At 60.1% G+C, this 16272-nt stretch carries 15 protein-coding genes; 8 read left to right on the top strand and 7 right to left on the bottom strand.

All coding sequences use genetic code 11. The annotated features are described in order from the left end of the window. Positions 1-8 precede the first annotated feature (8 nt). Positions 9-1250, bottom strand: coding sequence for a LysR family transcriptional regulator (locus QA646_RS00615; protein ID WP_283057008.1), 1242 nt, complete (start codon positions 1248-1250; stop codon positions 9-11). Positions 1251-1695: 445 nt separating this feature from the next. Between QA646_RS00615 and QA646_RS00610 the strand changes: the two genes are divergently transcribed. The 5 genes from QA646_RS00610 to QA646_RS00590 all read left to right on the top strand — a co-directional run bounded on the left by QA646_RS00610 (position 1696) and on the right by QA646_RS00590 (position 6052). Next, positions 1696-2604: an ABC transporter substrate-binding protein gene (locus QA646_RS00610; RefSeq protein ID WP_283057007.1), complete on the top strand. Its 909-nt coding sequence runs from the start codon at positions 1696-1698 to the stop codon at positions 2602-2604. Positions 2605-2729: 125 nt separating this feature from the next. Beyond that, positions 2730-3896, top strand: a complete 1167-nt coding sequence (locus tag QA646_RS00605) for an ABC transporter permease (RefSeq protein ID WP_283057006.1) — start codon at positions 2730-2732, stop codon at positions 3894-3896. Then, on the top strand, positions 3893-4840 hold the full coding sequence (locus tag QA646_RS00600; RefSeq protein WP_283057005.1) for an ABC transporter ATP-binding protein: 948 nt from the start codon (positions 3893-3895) through the stop codon (positions 4838-4840). The genes QA646_RS00605 and QA646_RS00600 overlap by 4 nt, the downstream gene beginning before the upstream one ends. After that, on the top strand, positions 4837-5586 hold the full coding sequence (locus QA646_RS00595; protein WP_283057004.1) for an ABC transporter permease: 750 nt from the start codon (positions 4837-4839) through the stop codon (positions 5584-5586). Before QA646_RS00600 ends, QA646_RS00595 begins: the two co-directional genes overlap by 4 nt. A 70-nt stretch (positions 5587-5656) precedes the next feature. Continuing rightward, positions 5657-6052 (top strand): VOC family protein, encoded by a 396-nt coding sequence (locus QA646_RS00590; protein ID WP_283057003.1) that lies wholly within the window; start codon positions 5657-5659, stop codon positions 6050-6052. Between the two features lie 58 nt (positions 6053-6110). On the opposite strand, the gene QA646_RS00585 is transcribed toward QA646_RS00590, so the two are convergent. Continuing rightward, positions 6111-6506, bottom strand: coding sequence for a PRC-barrel domain-containing protein (locus tag QA646_RS00585; protein WP_283057002.1), 396 nt, complete (start codon positions 6504-6506; stop codon positions 6111-6113). A gap of 357 nt (positions 6507-6863) precedes the next feature. Here QA646_RS00585 and QA646_RS00580 point away from each other — a divergent pair, with 357 nt between their 5' ends. Beyond that, positions 6864-8561 carry a long-chain-fatty-acid--CoA ligase gene (locus tag QA646_RS00580; RefSeq protein WP_283057001.1) on the top strand — a complete coding sequence of 566 codons (1698 nt, stop codon included), beginning with the start codon at positions 6864-6866 and terminating at the stop codon, positions 8559-8561. 186 nt (positions 8562-8747) lie between these two features. After that, the gene (gene pgi / locus QA646_RS00575; protein ID WP_283057000.1) at positions 8748-10373 is read left to right on the top strand and encodes a glucose-6-phosphate isomerase; all 1626 of its coding nucleotides are present in this window, start codon (positions 8748-8750) and stop codon (positions 10371-10373) included. A gap of 218 nt (positions 10374-10591) precedes the next feature. Here the strand turns inward: pgi and QA646_RS00570 are convergent, their stop codons facing one another. The 3 genes from QA646_RS00570 to QA646_RS00560 all read right to left on the bottom strand — a co-directional run bounded on the left by QA646_RS00570 (position 10592) and on the right by QA646_RS00560 (position 13067). Beyond that, entirely contained in the window at positions 10592-11518 is a 927-nt protein-coding gene (locus tag QA646_RS00570; RefSeq protein ID WP_283056999.1) for a carbohydrate kinase, read from the bottom strand. Positions 11519-11593: 75 nt separating this feature from the next. Beyond that, positions 11594-12295, bottom strand: coding sequence for an orotate phosphoribosyltransferase (locus QA646_RS00565; RefSeq protein ID WP_283056998.1), 702 nt, complete (start codon positions 12293-12295; stop codon positions 11594-11596). Positions 12296-12395: 100 nt separating this feature from the next. After that, positions 12396-13067 (bottom strand): TetR family transcriptional regulator, encoded by a 672-nt coding sequence (locus tag QA646_RS00560; RefSeq protein WP_283056997.1) that lies wholly within the window; start codon positions 13065-13067, stop codon positions 12396-12398. Between the two features lie 240 nt (positions 13068-13307). On the opposite strand from QA646_RS00560, the gene QA646_RS00555 reads away from it, so the two are divergent. Further along, positions 13308-13787: an anthrone oxygenase family protein gene (locus QA646_RS00555; protein ID WP_283056996.1), complete on the top strand. Its 480-nt coding sequence runs from the start codon at positions 13308-13310 to the stop codon at positions 13785-13787. A 7-nt stretch (positions 13788-13794) separates the two neighbouring features. Here QA646_RS00555 and QA646_RS00550 read toward each other — a convergent pair whose 3' ends face one another. Further along, the gene (locus QA646_RS00550) at positions 13795-14973 is read right to left on the bottom strand and encodes a GGDEF domain-containing protein (protein ID WP_283056995.1); all 1179 of its coding nucleotides are present in this window, start codon (positions 14971-14973) and stop codon (positions 13795-13797) included. Between the two features lie 154 nt (positions 14974-15127). After that, positions 15128-16174, bottom strand: coding sequence for a dihydroorotase (pyrC, locus tag QA646_RS00545; RefSeq protein WP_283056994.1), 1047 nt, complete (start codon positions 16172-16174; stop codon positions 15128-15130). Positions 16175-16272: the final 98 nt, after the last annotated feature.

The following is a 16272-nucleotide window of genomic DNA, read 5'->3' as shown; positions in this document are numbered from 1 at the left end:
AGCCCAGGCTATGAGCTTTGCGAGACATGCTGCTTGTTGCCGTAAGCCGGGATTGTTTCCGTTTCGCCCACCAGCTCCCGCACCGCCTCGCGGATCAGCCGACAAGCGTCGACCGAAGCGCGGCGGCCATTATGAGCGAGGTGATAGGAAAGCGGCAAAATCTGATCCGGATCGACGATCCGGACCTTGTCCGCGATCGGTGCGGCGCTGACGCGGCCGAGAAACGAAACATAGCCATGATTGGCGACGAGGTCGACGATGACGGGCAGCGAGTCGGCCGAGGTGATGTCGCGACCGCGAAACCGACGGCGGTCGCCGCTGTCGTAGCCGAAAGCCGTGGCCGCATTGCCGATGCCGGTGCGCGGGCTCGGCACGCAGATCGGATGGTTTTCGACCAGGGCCGTCAAGGTCTGCTCCGTGCTGTCGGGCGGCGCGATCGCCACCATGTCGGTCGCCACCAGCTCCATATGCTCGAACGCATCGAGGCCGAAGACGGAATCGACGATGGCGACGTCGATGCGGCCGGACCTCAGCGCCTCGCGCAGATCGTCGGCGGTCATCAGCATCAGGGACAGTGTGTTGCGGTTGCCGCTGATGTTCCAGCGCGCCACGAGGCTCGCAAGCGAGCGGGCCACCCAGCTTTCCGAGCCGGTCGGGATGATCGACCCGATGCGCACGGCACGCGCCGCCCGCTGAAATCGCTCGTCCGCCGTCGCCTTCATTTCATCCCACGCCTCGGCGATACCGGCGAAAATGGTATAGACCTCGCGGCCGGCGTCGGTCAGCACTGAACCCTGCGCCTGCCGTTCGAACAGGCGGCAGCCGAACAATTCTTCCAGATTGGCGATCTGCAGCGAAAGCTGCGGCTGACCGAGACGCAGACGGCGGGCGGCGCGATTGATGCTGCCCTGATCGGCAACTTCCAGGAAACGTTCGATGGTGGCGATCTTCAACGGCAGGCGGGCTGCCCATTGGGGATAGTCTTGCGTTGCAGGAGGCTCCTTCGTCAGCGCCGAGAGCTGCCGCATGGCGGACAGGATCGGCTGCAGGCCCTTCTGCACCTTCGAGCTGGCGAGCAGGGTGGCAAGCTCGCCCGACGCTCGCTCGACGAGCTTCATCGCCAGCTCCGTCTCCAACCGCCGCAGCGCGCTCGATACAGTCGAGGCGGAAAAGGACAGCCTGCGGGCCGTTTCCCTGACGGAACCGACCGAGAACACCGTATCGGCGATGAATAGTGCCCCGAGATACAAGCCGGCCATCCTTTCCGAGCCTGCCGCATGCCTCCCCGCAAGCAGCCGAACCAATATGCGAGCACGATATGATGTGTTCTCGAAAAAAGATATCCCAAACGAAAAAAGCCAAGACTATCGTTCGATCGTTACCTAACTGACTCTGCCTTCAGGAGATCGGAACGGCAGCGAAACGGGTGAGGGGAACAAAAACAAACGCACTTACCCCCGAAAAAAGAAATCCATTTTCGCGCTTATGCCGGGTACCCTCGTCATAATCGCGCTGCGACTGCAGGTGGCGGACTGGCGTGTCATCGATTTTTCGATGGCGAGCACTATCTCCCAGACGCAGACAGGACTTCGCATGCGGGTTTCTTCGGCCCGCAATCACATGTGGCATATCCGGGGACCGGATTTGAACCGAACGGATACGCCAGACAAACGGTTCAACGGGAAGGGAAACATCATGTTCAAGAAGTTCGCACTTGCCGCCGCGCTGACGGCTTTTGTCGCCAGTGGCGCCAGCGCTGCCGACGTCGTGGTCTCCTCGAAGATCGACACGGAAGGAACGTTGCTCGGCAATATCATCTTTGCCGCGCTCAATGCCAACGGCATCAAGGCCAAGGACCGTATCGCGCTCGGCACGACGCCCGTTGTGCGTAAGGCGATCACGGCCGGCGAAATCGACATCTACCCCGAATACACCGGCAATGCCGGCTTCTTCTTCAACAAATCCGACGATCCGGCCTGGAAGAACCTGCAGCAAGGGTATGATCTGGCGAAGAAGCTCGATTATGACGCCAACAAGATCGTCTGGCTGACGCCGTCGCCGGCAAACAACACCTGGGCGATTGCCGTTCGCAACGACGTCGCCGGTCCGGCCAAGCTCAAGACCATGTCCGATTTCGGCAAATGGGTCGCCGGCGGCGGCCCGGTCAAGCTTGCGGCTTCTTCCGAGTTCGTGAACTCACCGGCGGCACTGCCGGCCTTCCAGACGACCTATGGCTTCCAGATCAAGCCCGATCAGGAAGTCGTCTTGTCCGGCGGCGACACCGCAGCGACCATCAAGGCTGCCGCCGACCAGACCAACGGCGTCAACACCGCCATGGTCTATGGCACCGACGGCGCCATCGAAGCGGCCGAACTGACGGTTCTGGAAGACGACAAGAATGTGCAGCCGGTCTATGCGCCGACGCCGATCATCCGCGAAGCCGTACTGAAGGCCAATCCGAAGATCGAAACGGTTCTGGCCCCGATCTTCAAGGGCCTGACCGCCGACGTGCTCCGCAAGCTGAACGGCCGCATCCAGGTGGACGGCGAACCGGCCAAGTCGGTTGCCGAATCCTACCTCAAGGAAAACGGCTTCCTGAAGTAAGACTTTACCTATCACCCCCGCGGCTCCGCTTTGATACAGTGGGGCCGCATGATTTTTGATGAGGCATGATCCTATCCAAGACCGCTTTTCCGGTTTTGGGATTACTCGCTGATGGAGCTTGCTTGATGGAAGATGGGCTTGCGGTCCGAAGGGTGGACCGTCTCGGAGTGGTGCTGGTGGCCGGTGGCTGCCTCGCTGCGGTGACGATGCCGTTCATCATCGTCAAGGCAAATCGTATTGCCGCCGGCAAGCCGCAATTGCTGGCGCAGCTCCTCGCCCAGCCCGTCGCGCTGGCCCTTCTTACCCTCCTTATCGCCACCGCCCTCGCCGCTCTTTTCCTGCGCAACCCACTCGCCCGCCTCGGGATCGCCACGCTCGCCATCGCTCTTCTGATCGTCACGCTCGGCTTCGTCTCCACCGCAGCCACGCCTGCCGGCAGTACGGTCGCCCGCATTACGCCGGGCGGCTCCTTCTGGGTGCTACTCGCCGTCATCGGCCTAGTGATCTCCGATGCGCTGGTGAAGCTGCAACTCACGCCATGGCTTCGCGTTGCCTCGCTGGCGCTCTATGCCGCGATCCTCGGCATCATTCTCAGGTCCGGCCTGCTCGACAATCTGTCGATCATGAAGGAATACGCCAACAACGCCGACAAGTTCTGGACCGAGACGTTTAGCCATATATTCCTATCGCTCGGTTCGGTCGCCATCGCTATCCTGCTAGCACTGCCGCTCGGCATCCTTTGCTATTGGCAGCCGAGGCTTCGTGCGGTCGTACTGCGCAGCCTGAGCCTGGTGCAGACCATTCCGAGCCTGGCTCTGTTCGGCATTCTGATGCTGCCGCTCGGCTATATCGCCACCCATGTCCCGTTCGCCGCCGCGATCGGCGTTCAAGGCATCGGCACTGCGCCGGCGCTGGTGGCGCTGGTGATCTATTCGCTGCTGCCGATTGTCGCCAACACCGTCGTCGGGCTTGCCGGTGTCGACCCTTCCGTGCGCGATGCCGCCGCCGGCATGGGCCTGACGCGGCGGCAGATCCTGACTGGCATCGACCTGCCACTCGCCTTCCCTGTCATCCTGACCGGCATCCGCATCGTACTGGTGCAGGCGATTGGCCTCGTCACGGTCGCGGCGCTGATCGGCGGCGGCGGTTTCGGTCTCTTCATTTTCCAAGGCATCGGCCAGACGGCCAATGACCTCGTGCTGCTCGGCGCCGTACCGACGGTCTTTCTCGCATTCTCATCGGCCGTCATCCTCGATGCGGTCATCGACAGCATCCGGGGACAACACGCATGACCACCATGATCGAGCTGAAGGGCGTGACCAAGCGCTACGGCAATGCCACCGTGGTCGATAATGTCAGCATGAGCATGGAAAAGGGCACGATCACCGTCGTCGTCGGCACCTCGGGGTCCGGCAAGTCGACGCTGGTGCGCATGATCAACCGGCTGGTGCCGATCTCGGCGGGGCAGATTTCGGTCGGCGGCAAGGATGTCATGAGCGTGCCGGCGACCGAGCTGCGCCGTCGCATTGGCTATGCCATTCAGGGCCATGGCCTGTTTCCGCATCGCACTGTGGCGCAGAACATCGCCACCGTGCCGCAACTGCTCGGCTGGGACCAGGCTCGCACTAATCGGCGCGTCGAGGAACTGCTCAATCTATTCCATCTCGATCCCGGCACCTTCGCGGGGAAATATCCGAGCCAGCTTTCCGGCGGCCAGCAACAGCGCGTCGGCGTCGCTCGTGCGCTTGCGGCGGAACCGGAACTACTGCTTATGGACGAACCCTTCGGCGCGCTCGATCCGGTCATCCGCGGCAAGGCGCAGGACGATCTTCTGGCAATCCAGAAGCAGTTCGGAACGACCATCGTCCTCGTCACCCACGACATGGACGAAGCCTTCCATCTCGGTGACAAGATCGCGGTCATGAGCGAAGGCAAGCTGCTGCAATGTTCGGAACCAGGGAAAATCCTGACCGAGCCGGCCGATCCTTTCGTGCAGCAATTGACCGGTACGTCCGACCGCGCGCTGAAGCTGATGTCGCTGCTGCCGCTGAAGGAGAGCATGCAGCCGCCGCGACCGGGCCTCGGCCATAGCCTGCCGCAGACGCTCAATCTTCGCGATGCGCTCGCCGAGATGATCTGGCAGGGTGCCGACGAGGCTGCCGTGGAAGACGACAGCAAGGTGCCGGTCGGCTCGATCTCCATGCGGCATTTGATCGGGCTGGGCCGCAAAGCATGAAGTTTCTGACCGCCAATATCTTCCGGTTCCTGGCGCTGGCATTGCTGCTGGTGCTGCTGTTCCGGCCGGAATGGCTAATGCCGATCCTGGTGCCGCTCACCAAATTCGGGGCATCGCCGATCTATACGCAGAATAGCCTGGTCGGTCTCGCGATCAGCCATATGGAGCTGATCCTCATCTCGATCGCCGCCAGCGGCATTCTTGCCGTGCTTGGCGGCATCTTTGTCACCCGCCAGAGCGGCGCCGATTTCCTGCCGCTGTCGCGGGCGATCGCCAACGCCGGCCAGACCTTTCCCCCGGTCGCCGTGCTCGCGCTCGCCATCTCAACCACCGGTTTCGGCGCGGTGCCGACGCTGATCGCGCTTTTCCTCTACGCATTACTGCCGATTTTCGAAAATACCGTCGCCGGCCTGCAGCAAGTGCCTGCCTCCGTGCTGGACGCCGCCGACGGTATGGGCATGAATGGCTGGCAGCGGCTGTTTCGGGTCGAACTGCCGCTCGCTCTGCCGCTGATCATCGAAGGCTTGAAGATCGCCACCGTCATCAATATCGGCACCGCAACCATCGGCTCGACTGTCGCGGCGAAAGGGCTCGGCGAAGTCATCATCGCCGGTCTGATCAATGACAACACGGCTTTCATCTTGCAGGGCGGCCTGATCGTCGGCCTGATGGCGGTGCTGATCTACGACGGCATGGAGCTGATCGAAACTGCCGTCACTCGTAAAATCGGCTTGCAATCGGATTGATTTCGCTCCGGCAACTTCCGAAGCATGATCCTGCTCAAAAATCGCTGCATTTAAGGACGAAGAGGTGCGCATGGCGAAAATGATCCATTCGATGATCCGGGTCCTCGATGAAGCGCGCTCGGTCGATTTCTACGACAAGGCTTTCAGGCTTGCGGTCGTCGACCGCGTCGCCTTCCCAACCTTTACGCTGATCTATCTCCGCAATGCCGAGACCGGTTTCGAACTGGAATTGACCGTCAATCAGGGCCGCGCCCAGCCCTATGCGCTCGGGGAAGGCTACGGCCATCTCGCTGTTTCGGTCGACGAACTTCGGGACGAGCATGCGCGCTTCACGCAACTCGGCCTGAACCCCGGCAAGATCGTTGAACTCAATCGCGATGGAAAACTTTTCGCGCTCTTCTTCTTCGTCACCGATCCCGATGGTTACAGGATCGAGGTGATGCAAAAGAACGGGCGATTTCAATAAAGGCTACGCAAAGCAAGGCCCCGCGAACGGGGCCGATTTGGCCTGACTATTTGCATGCCTACATCCAGTAGGGCGGCACGCCGAAGTAGTCATGGCTCTTATGGTCACGGTCCTTATGGACGAGGGCATCGTCCTTGCTGGCGAAACGGCAGGCCTTTTCGACATCGTTCTTGGTCATATTGATACGGTAGCCGTCAATGCGGGCGTCATAGCGCAGCTTCTCCCACGGCAGCCGGTAGTGATCCTGGCCGATGCCGAAAAAGCCGCCGAAGCTCAGGATAATGAAAGCGATACGTCCATCGCTTTTTTCCATCATCAAGCGCTCTATGTGACCGATCTGTTTGCCGTCGGACCCAAAGACCTTCGATCCCTCGACCCGATCGCAAGCGACCAGCATCGACATGTCCTTGATATAAAGATCACGGCTCATCGTATCGGCACTCTCTTTATGCATGTGCGCACCTCCTCTTGGATACGCTTCACATAAACTTTTGGAGCGTCCGATCCGCCTTGAGCGTTTAGGGGCAGTACGATGCTCCTGTGGGGTCTTCGCCCACGGCCCTATTAACGCGCTGTCTCGGCGAAAGTTCCAGCACTTTTTTCAAAGTTATTAAAAAATGGTTAACGCTCGAAGATTATTGACGTTTACGTCAAAGTCAGTATAACTTTCATTGTCGCTCCAAGTCTTTAGGTGAGGGCAAAAGCGGCAGCACTGTGAAAAGCGGGAGACTTTTCGGCAAAGCAGTGCCACGCTACAAAGCCGCGGCTCGCCAAAGGTGGGGCGTGAAGATGCGTAAAGGAGGAAGTGCGCATGAATTCAGTCTCTGCTCCTTCGGATAGACCGCAGGTCAACAAAATATGGCTTGCATCCTATCCGGACATCGTACCGGCCGAGTTGCCGCCGCTGGAGCACGCATCACTCGTCGAACTTTTGGAGGAAAGCTGCGCGCGCTATGCCGACAAGCTCGCCTTCACCAGCATGGGCAAATCCATCACCTATCGCGATCTCGATACGCAAACGCGCAAAATCGCCGCCTGGCTGCAGAGCCTCGGCCTTAAGAAGGGCGATCGCGTCGCCGTCATGATGCCGAACGTGCTGCAGAACCCCGTGACCGTGTACGGCATCCTTCGCGCCGGCCTCGTGGTCGTCAACGTCAACCCGCTCTATACGCCGCGCGAGCTGGAGCATCAGCTTCGCGATTGCGGTGCCAAGGCGATCTTCGTTCTTGAAAACTTCGCCCATACGGTGGAGCAGGTTCTGACGCATACGGATGTGCGCCATGTCGTGGTCACCGCACTTGGCGACATGCTTGGCATCAAGGGTCACATCGTCAACTTCATCGTCCGCAAGGTGAAGAAGCTCGTACCGTCATGGTCCATTGCCGGCCATCGCCGCTTCAAAGGCGTGATCTCCGAAGGCGCGCGCCTGCCGTTGAGACCATCCGAACTCACCGGCAAGGACATTGCCTTCCTGCAATATACCGGCGGCACGACCGGCATTGCCAAGGGTGCGATCCTCACCCACTCCAATCTGCTCGCCAACCAGCAGCAACTGCTGCTCTGGCTGCAAGCCGCCTATATCAACAAGCCGCGTCCCGAGCAGCTGACCTTCGTCTGCGCATTGCCGCTCTATCACATCTTCGCGCTGACGGTGAATTCGCTGATGGGCATGTCGCTCGGCGGCCATAACGTCCTGATTGCCAACCCGCGCGACATACCGGCCTTCATCAAGGAGCTGGGAAAGTACAAATTCGACATGTTCCCCGGCCTGAACACGCTATTCAATGCGCTGATGAACAATCCCGAATTCAGCAAGCTCGATCTGTCCCATACCGCCGTCCTCGCCGGCGGCATGGCGGTGCAGCGGCCGGTCGCCGAGCGCTGGCAGAAGATGACGGGAGCCTGGATCACCGAAGGCTATGGCCTTTCCGAGACCTCGCCCGTCGCAAGCGCCAACCGCTTCGACAGTTCGCAATTCTCCGGCACGATCGGCCTGCCGATCACAGGCACCGAGTTCGACATTCGCGATGAGAACGGCAAATCGCTGCCGCTCGGCGAAGTCGGCGAAATCTGCATCCGCGGACCGCAGGTCATGGCAGGCTATTGGAAACAACCTGCCGAAACCGCGCGCGTGATGACAGCGGACGGCTTCTTCCGCAGTGGCGACATGGGCTTTATGGACGAGCGCGGCTACACCAAGATCGTCGACCGCAAGAAGGACATGATCCTGGTCTCGGGCTTCAACGTCTATCCGAACGAGATCGAGGAAGTCGCCGCCATGCATCCCGGCATTCTCGAAGCCGCAGCCATCGGCGTGCCGGACGAACATTCGGGCGAAGCGGTCAAGTTATTCATCGTCAAGAAGGACCAGGCGCTGACCGAGGCGGAGGTCAAGGCGCACTGCATCGCAAATCTCACCAATTACAAACGGCCGCGCTTCATCGAATTCCGCAATGAACTGCCGAAATCGAACGTCGGCAAAATCCTGCGCAAGGAATTGCGTAATTGACATAATTCAATGGCATTGTTCTCTGCCATTCGGAAAGCCGCCCGCCTTTGTCCGCGGGCGGCTTTTTTCGCTTTTACCCATGCGCGAACTTGATTTACCCCTTACAAAGCGAATAGTTTCCGCGACCAACTCAGAGTGCCCCGCCCTCGCCAGATGGCTAGCGACGTGAACCGCAAGGAGCCCCCCATGAACGCCCTCGTCGAACAACTGAAGAGCACTGCAGCGGCCACCAAGGCCACCGATATCCGCGCCGCCTTCGCCGCCGACTCCCAACGTTTCTCCCGCTTCAGCGCCTCGGTTGACGACCTGCTGATGGACTATTCCAAGACTGCGGTGAACGACGAGATCTTTGCGCTTCTCGAAAAACTCGCAACCGAAGGCGGCATCGCGGCCAAGCGCGACGAGATGTTCTCGGGCGTTGCCATCAACTTCACCGAAAATCGCGCCGTCCTGCATACCGCGCTGCGCAATCGCTCCAACACGCCTGTCCTCGTCGATGGCAAGGATGTAATGCCCGATGTCAACGGCGTACTGGCGGCCATGGGCAAATTTGCCGACGGCATCCGCTCGGGCACGCTGAAGGGCGCGACCGGCAAGGCCATCACCGACGTCGTCAATATCGGCATCGGCGGCTCCGACCTCGGCCCTGTCATGGCCACGCTGGCGCTCGCCCCCTTCCATGATGGCCCGCGTGCGCATTTCGTTTCCAACATCGACGGCGCCCATATCGCCGACACCCTGAAGCTCGTTTCGCCGGAAACGACGCTCTTCATCATCGCATCCAAGACCTTCACCACCATCGAGACGATGACGAACGCCCAGACGGCGCGCAACTTCATCGCCAAGGCTCTTGGTGAAGCTGCTGTTCAGCATCACTTCGCCGCCGTTTCAACGGCACTCGATAAGGTCGCCGCCTTCGGCATCGACAGCGAACGCGTCTTCGGCTTCTGGGATTGGGTTGGCGGCCGCTACTCGATCTGGTCGGCCATCGGTCTGCCGCTGATGATTGCTGTCGGACCTGAGAATTTCGGCAAATTCCTCGACGGTGCCCATGCCATGGACAACCATTTCCGCAAGGCGCCGTTCAAGGAAAACCTGCCGATGCTGCTCGGCCTTATCGGCTTCTATCATCGCAACGTACTGGGCTACACGACCCGCGCCATCCTGCCCTATGACCAGCGCCTGTCGCGCTTTCCGGCCTACCTGCAGCAGCTAGACATGGAATCGAACGGCAAGGGCGTCACCATAAACGGCACGCCGGTCGAGGGTAATTCCGGCCCGGTCGTCTGGGGCGAGCCCGGCACCAACGGCCAACACGCCTTCTACCAATTGATCCACCAGGGCACGAGCATTATCCCGGCCGAATTCATGATCGCGGCCAATGCCTTCGAACCGGACCTGCGTCACCAACACCAGCTGCTGATGGCCAACTGCGTGGCCCAGTCGGAAGCTCTGATGAAGGGCCGCACCTTCGCGGAAGCCAAGGCCCAGCTCACCGCCAAGGGCATGGACGACAAAAAGGCCGATTTCATCGCGCCACACCGCGTCTTCACCGGCAACCGCCCGTCGATCACCTTCGTCTACGACAAGCTGACGCCCTACGCACTCGGCCGCCTGATCGCGCTCTATGAACATAGGGTCTTCGTCGAAGGCGTGCTCTTCCGCATCAACTCCTTCGACCAGTGGGGCGTGGAGCTCGGCAAGGAACTGGCAACCGGCCTGCTGCCGGTCATCGAAGGCAAGGAAAGTGCTGCCGGCCACGATTCATCGACGCAGGGTCTGGTGGCCGCGCTGGCGAGCCGGGCGAAGTAGCTTTCAGAAAGCCCCTCCCCAACCCCTCCCCACGAGGGGAAGGGGCTTGGACGCCGCATCTCCGCAGACCGATCCAAATATTCCGAGGCAGAAGCACCAAGCTTCAGCAGGCGTGGGAGCGATGCTCTCTGCCGAGAGGTCGCAACATGTTAACCCCCTCCCCCTTGTGGGGAGGGTTGGGGAGGGGTGGTCTTCAGCGAATGAAAGACGAAAAGGCCTTACAGCCCAATCTCATGCGCCCAGGGCGGATTGGCGCCTGCGCGGGACACCGTAACGGCCGCGGCCTTGGCGCCCAAGGCCAGCGCGTCGCGGAGGCCCTTCTCATCCAGAGAAGCAACCTGCGCCTTGGTCAGCAGATTGTTCATCTTCAGCGATGCCAGGATGCCGGCGTCGAACGTGTCGCCCGCTCCAACCGTATCGACCACGGTAACGCGTTCGCTCGGGACCGTGACCTTCAGCGACTTCGTATAACCCGTCGCGCCCTCGGCGCCCTTGGTGACGACGACCAGTTTGGCGCCCTGGTTCAGCCAGTGGGCCGCGAGTTCATCATGGTTACCGGCGATACCGAACCATTCCATATCTTCATCCGAGAATTTCAGGATGTCGGACATGGCGGCCATGCGGCTGATGCGGCCCATATGCGCCGGCTTGTCCTTGATGAAACCGGGGCGAATGTTCGGATCGAGCGAGATCACCCGGCTTTGATGTTCGCGCTTCATCAGCGCTTCGTAGGTCGCACCGCAGGGGTTCGGGATCAGGCTGATGGCACCGAAATGCAGGGCTTCGCAATCGTCCCCCAAAGTGGGGAGATCGGCCTCGGTGATCATGCGGCCGGCGGAGCCTTCGTCGTAGAAGGCGTAGGTTGCCTGGCCGTTGACGAGCTTGACGAAAGCGATCGTGCTCGGTCGCGGCGCAATGGCGCAATAGCTGTAATCCACCTTGGCCGCCGCGAGCGTCTCGCGCAGGATATCGCCCATCATATCGTCGGCAATGCCGGTGAAGAAACCGGTCGGAACGCCGAGACGGCCAAGCGCAATCGCGGTGTTGAAGATCGCGCCGCCGGCATAGGGCGCAAAGGCCTTTTCACCCAGCGTCGTATCCCGCGGCAGCATGTCGATCAAAGCTTCGCCACAGCACAATATCATTCCGGCCTCCTCGAGAGCATGTCTGTCAGTCTAATCCATAAATCGATTAGATAAATTTGCGACAAAAGCAAAGCGTCACTTTGTTGCCAGTTCCGATACGCCGCCATTCCGGCCGGACCAGGTAAGCGGCGCGTTGAGAAATGCTTCAACTTCATCGAGCGTTCTGTCGTCGAACAGCTTTTGCGCCTTGGCGACGGCAAGCGCGTCTCGCCAGGTGGCGATATGGTGGAGCCGAACCTTCGCGTTGGCGAACCGCTCCTCGGCTTCCAGGAAAATGCCGTAATAAAACAGCGCCATACCGTGGTCGACGATGCCGCCGGCGGCGCGGATGGCGTCGATGAAGGTGAACATGCTGCCGCCCGCCGTCGTTAGATCCTCGATGACCAGTACGCGGGCACCTTCCGGCATATGACCCTCGATCTGCGCATTGCGGCCATGGCCCTTCGGCTGCTTGCGGACATAGATCATCGGCAGGTCGAGGCGTTCGGCCAGGAAAGCGGCAAAGGGAATGCCGGCCGTTTCCCCGCCGGCAACACAATCGAACTGCTCGAAACCGGCATCGCGCATGACGACGCTGGCGGCGAAATCCATCACAGTCGAACGGATGCGCGGGTAGGAAATCAGCTTGCGGCAATCGATATAGACTGGGCTCGCCATGCCGGAGGCCAACTTGTAAGGCTTCTCGGCGCTGAAATGCACCGCCTTGATCTCCCAAAGCATCTTCGCCACCAGTTCGGCCATGACGGCGCGATCGGAAAATGTCATCTGGGTGGTCATGCGGGCCTCCTTCGCTATTTAAGACATTCCTGCGGCAATAGCAGCAAGTGGCCGAGGTTTCCAGACGGATCGGTCCTGTGCGCACCTCTTCCCGAGACTATTACATCGATTGCGACGGCGTTTCCGAAACAGCGCCGATATCGGCAGGCAGCATTGCCTTGAACAGAGCGATTGCCCTGTCGCCTTCCTCTTTCTCGATCGAAATCGCATAGCGAACGGCGGCGGCGACCAATTGCATGGTTAGTCGCGCGATCCGAGCCAGCTCCTCGGGATCGCGCGCCGGCCAGAGACGATGAAGGACGGCCAGAAAAGCCTGGGAGTGCCATTCCATATCCTGGGCATCGATCTCCTGCAGAAGCTTGTCCGCCTGTGTCGCATGCCAGATATCCCGCATGACCGGCTCATCGCGGAACATCGCGTAGTAACCGTCGATGATGCTGCCTAGCGCACCCTGAAGATCGGCGGCGCTTTGCACGCGCGCCAGCTCGCTCTCCACACATTGCCGCCCTTGTTCGTTGAAGCGTTCGGCCAGCACGCGGATAATGGCGGTCTTGTCGGGGAAATATTGATAGAGCGAACCGAAGGAGACTCCGGCCTTTTCGACGATATCACCCATGCGCAACGCGTCGCTGCCGTTCTTTTCGATCAGCTCCATCGCAACCGACAATATACGCTCGACACGCTCTCGGCCGCGCTGCTGGCTCGGGATTCGGCGTGGTGTCCCCGCCTCTTCCTTGCTGCGCCTGCGTTTCACAATCGGTTCCTGCGTCATGCCATCACCCGCCCGTCATTCTTGACAGCCGATATAAGAGAGTTTATCACATTTCGCAAATGAGAGAATTTATCACATTTTGAATGAGAAGGCGACATGCAGATCTCGAGGATCGCCATCATCGGCGGATTGGGAAAAAGCCGGCCGCCCTGTCGCCCAACAGGTTCTCAGCAGACCACCCACGGATTTTTCCGACCATGCCCGTGAAACCGCCGCAACCGGTATCTGGAGTGCCCAATAATGACCTATCCGATCACGAATATCGCTCTTATCGCCGCCGCACTCGGCAGTGGCCTTCTCGCCGGCGTCTATTTTGCCTTCTCGACGTTCATCATGCAGGCCTTCGCCCGTCTTACCGTCGATCAGGGCGTCGCCGCGATGCAATCGATCAACACGACGATCGTGCGCTCCCCCTTTATCGTACTGTTCCTGCTGACGGCTGCGCTCTCGATGTTCATCGCCGTGATGGCAATCCTCTATTGGCGGGGCGGCACCAGCGTACTGATGCTGGGGGGCGCGACGCTCTACCTCGTCGCCAGCCTTCTTTCGACCATGATATTCAATGTCCCTTTGAACGACACTCTCGATAAAGTCGATGGCCGCACGGCGGAGGCAGCTCAGCTATGGAACGCCTATCTCAGCGATTGGACGAGGTGGAACCATGTGCGCACGGTGGCATCGCTGCTCGCCGCCTGCGCCTTCGTACGGGCTCTGTTTTGATTGATCATCAAGACGCCGTGCGGGAAACATCCGGCGAGACGGCGTGCAGATAGACCGCAACCTCGACGCGGTTGCGGCCATTGCGCTTGGCAGCATACAGCGCCTTGTCGGCGGTGCTGAGCACGCTGTCGAAACCGATGCCTTCGGCGGTGCCGATCGCGACGCCGGCGCTGACTGTGCAGGTAAACGATTTGCCGTCCGCGGTGATCTCGCGGGCAGCAAAGGCATCGCGGACCCGCTCGGCGATCTGCTCTGCGCGCCCCGGCAAGGCGTTGTCGAGGACCAGCGCGAATTCCTCGCCGCCGAGACGAGCGACCGTGTCGGATGCCCGCAGTCCCTCCGACAATTCCTTGGCAAAAAGCTTGAGCGCTATGTCGCCGGCGGCATGGCCATACTGGTCGTTGACGGACTTGAAGCGATCGATGTCGAAGACGATCACGGCCATGGACGGGCCGAAAGAGCGGTGGCCATAGCGATCGAACAGAGCGCGGCGATTGAGCAGTCCGGTCAGAGGATCGGTGATGGCCTGCAGACGATGATGCGCCGCCAGACGCCATTGATGCAGGGCCAGCGACAGGGCGCCGATACCGGTCATGCCGGCAATGCAGATCGCAAGGCTGACATCTTCGGCCCAATTGTCCGGCGCATGGCCAAGGACGAGTTTGCCATCCCAGATCAGAACCCCGGCACACAGCGCAAAGGAAATAGCGGTCAACATGTAAAGCGCGGTGATGCCGTAAAGCGGCGCCGGCGCCTCCTGACGGCTCAACCAATATTCGCGTGCCGTTAGTAGAAGGAGCACTGCGACAACGATATTGTCGCCCATGAAGGCGAGGCCATCGTAACCGGCGAGCATGGCCGGCACGGAAGCGGCAATGCCGGTCAAGCTTCCCAGCAAAGCGCGGGCCTTGGAAAACCGGCGCATGCGGAACTGATATCCCGCTGCCCAGATGATCGAAAATCCGATGAAAAACAGCACGAAGGTGAGAATGGCGAGTGTCAGTCGCGGCTTGTCGACATAAGCGCCATAGGTGAAAATCCCGGCAACGATCGGTACGAGGCCAGCGGAACAAGTCAGCAGGAATGTTTCCGGCCGGCGGGAAAACCAGCTTCCAACCAGCGTCACGGCAAGACAGGACGCGGAAACGCCAAGGGCCAGCAGAAGAGAATTATAATCAAGCTCCATGCTCTTCCTTCGACGGTTTCGTTCCGCACCGTTGGGGGATCGGCATAACGCTATCCTTCAAGGGGTATCAAATTGGTTACGCGATCCGATAAAGATCATGTATTTCAATGAAATATGCCTTTGGTATTACGAAAAGAGTTTCTGAACAAAAATATTAGTGATTGCTCTCGACATCCCAGTGCAAGGGGAACATCGGATCGAACACGGTAATAGGGCCAGCCCCGGTTTCGATCTTGTCGGGAAAGGCCACCGATTCCGCGCGGCGGATCAGCGTGATGCGATCCTCATTCGCCGCAAGCCCATACCAGGCGGGGCCGTTCAGCGAAGCGAAGGCCTCGAGTTTGTCGAGTGCGCCTTCCTGTTCGAAAACATGCGCCAGGCAGCTCATGGTGTTGACTGATGTATAGATACCGGCGCAGCCGCAGGCGCATTCCTTCAGCGGATCGACATGCGGGGCGGAATCGGTGCCGAGGAAGAACCTGGCGTCGCCGCTCGTGGCGGCCGCGCGGAGCGCCAGGCGGTGGCTTTCGCGCTTGGCGACCGGCAGGCAGTAATAATGCGGCCGGATGCCGCCGACGAGGATGGCGTTGCGGTTGATGATCAGGTGATGCGTGGTGATCGAGCCGGCGAGATTGGCCTTCGCCGACTTGATGTAGTCGATGCCATCCGATGTCGTCACATGCTCCATGGTGACTTTCAGTTCCGGCAGGCGCTGACGCAGCGGATCAAGCACGGTTTCGATGAAGACGGCCTCGCGGTCGAAAATATCCACATCCGGCGCCGTCACCTCGCCATGCACGCAGAGCGGTAGGCCGATCTTGGCCATGCGTTCCAGCACCGGCATCGCCCTATCCATATTCCGCACACCACCATGGGAATTGGTCGTCGCACCAGCCGGATAGAGTTTGACGGCGGTGATGAGGCCGCTTTTTTTTCCCTCCTCGACATCGTCGGGATCGGTGTGCTCGGTGAGATAAAGCGTCATCAGCGGCTGGAAGCGATCACCTGCCGGCAATGCCTTCAGAATGCGCTCCCGATAAGCGGCCGCATCCGCAGTGGTGACGACCGGCGGAACCAGGTTCGGCATGATGATGGCACGGGCGAAATGCCTGGAGGTGTCGCCGATCACGCCTGCCAACACAGCACCGTCACGCAGATGCAGATGCCAATCGTCAGGGCGGCGGATAGTGAGCTTTTGCATGAGCGCGAACCTCTAGATGGTCTCGGTTTGTCGCGCTTCGAATAGCACCATACGCCACCGCAAAACAATCGATGGCGACGTGTAAATGCCAGTTTGAG

The sequence above is a fragment of the Rhizobium sp. CB3090 genome (genome assembly GCF_029714285.1).
Taxonomy (GTDB): Bacteria; Pseudomonadota; Alphaproteobacteria; order Rhizobiales; family Rhizobiaceae; genus Rhizobium.
Note: the sequence above shows the minus strand (reverse complement) of the source record. Positions and strands in the feature narration are given on the sequence as shown.

Coding starts and splice junctions, on each gene's coding strand:
- QA646_RS00590 (WP_283057003.1), top strand. CDS start 5,657: ATGGCGAAAATGATCCATTCGATGATCCGGGTCCTCGATGAAGCGCGC.
- QA646_RS00610 (WP_283057007.1), top strand. CDS start 1,696: ATGTTCAAGAAGTTCGCACTTGCCGCCGCGCTGACGGCTTTTGTCGCC.
- QA646_RS00570 (WP_283056999.1), bottom strand. CDS start 11,518: ATGATATTGTGCTGTGGCGAAGCTTTGATCGACATGCTGCCGCGGGAT.
- pgi (WP_283057000.1), top strand. CDS start 8,748: ATGAACGCCCTCGTCGAACAACTGAAGAGCACTGCAGCGGCCACCAAG.
- QA646_RS00550 (WP_283056995.1), bottom strand. CDS start 14,973: ATGGAGCTTGATTATAATTCTCTTCTGCTGGCCCTTGGCGTTTCCGCG.
- QA646_RS00565 (WP_283056998.1), bottom strand. CDS start 12,295: ATGACCACCCAGATGACATTTTCCGATCGCGCCGTCATGGCCGAACTG.
- QA646_RS00595 (WP_283057004.1), top strand. CDS start 4,837: ATGAAGTTTCTGACCGCCAATATCTTCCGGTTCCTGGCGCTGGCATTG.
- QA646_RS00580 (WP_283057001.1), top strand. CDS start 6,864: ATGAATTCAGTCTCTGCTCCTTCGGATAGACCGCAGGTCAACAAAATA.
- pyrC (WP_283056994.1), bottom strand. CDS start 16,174: ATGCAAAAGCTCACTATCCGCCGCCCTGACGATTGGCATCTGCATCTG.
- QA646_RS00555 (WP_283056996.1), top strand. CDS start 13,308: ATGACCTATCCGATCACGAATATCGCTCTTATCGCCGCCGCACTCGGC.
- QA646_RS00605 (WP_283057006.1), top strand. CDS start 2,730: ATGGAAGATGGGCTTGCGGTCCGAAGGGTGGACCGTCTCGGAGTGGTG.
- QA646_RS00585 (WP_283057002.1), bottom strand. CDS start 6,506: ATGCATAAAGAGAGTGCCGATACGATGAGCCGTGATCTTTATATCAAG.
- QA646_RS00600 (WP_283057005.1), top strand. CDS start 3,893: ATGACCACCATGATCGAGCTGAAGGGCGTGACCAAGCGCTACGGCAAT.
- QA646_RS00560 (WP_283056997.1), bottom strand. CDS start 13,067: ATGACGCAGGAACCGATTGTGAAACGCAGGCGCAGCAAGGAAGAGGCG.